1 pseudogene is annotated in these 649 nt (G+C 39.4%); it reads left to right on the top strand.

Features of this window, described 5'->3' with window-relative positions:
- Positions 1-431: pseudogene (locus tag CBI42_RS11090) on the top strand (hypothetical protein); the annotation flags it as partial.
- Positions 432-649 lie beyond the last annotated feature (218 nt).

Genomic DNA, 649 nt, shown 5'->3' with positions numbered 1-649 from the left:
ATCAGGAAACAAACTATAAACTGTATGGGAATTTTGATAAATACCACATAGAAGCATTTGTCTTTTTAGATGACAATGAAAGGAAGTACCACACATTGAAAACGTATGAAGAACAGTGCCAAGAACTTGAGGCAGAGATTAAGCAGTTGGAAGCTTGCTTCAGTCAAAAAGACGCTAGGGTTAATCAACTGCGAGAAGAAATCAAGCAAGCAGAAATCCGCTTACGCTACTACTGCGAAAAGGAAGAATATTACAAGAAGCTGGAAAAGGATAATGAACTCCTGAAGCAAGAAAAGGCACAGCTCCGAACAGAACGTCAACAGCTAACAGAACAGTCGCGACATTTACGTGAAGAAAGAGATGCGGCTCAAGAAGAGACTAAATCATTAAAGAATCGAACGTGGTGGCAACGTTTGTTTAACAGATACTAATTCAGGCAGTTCTACAATGAACTGTTTTTTTGATGGAAAGGATAAACAAATGAATTTAGAACAATTGAAAAAACGAAGAGATGAACTCATTCAAGATAATGAGTGGATGGACGGACTTATCAAGGAGAAAGAAGAGGAGTTGTGGGAGATGAAAGTCAGAACAATTGCAGCTTCTGAGCTAGCGAGATCGGCATTGGAATCTGCTTTACGCTCTGCAG

Source organism: Streptococcus sp. KR, assembly GCF_002238115.1.
Classification (GTDB): domain Bacteria; phylum Bacillota; class Bacilli; order Lactobacillales; family Streptococcaceae; genus Streptococcus.
The sequence above is the reverse complement of the archived record's forward strand: the minus strand, read 5'-3'. Positions and strand labels throughout refer to the sequence as shown.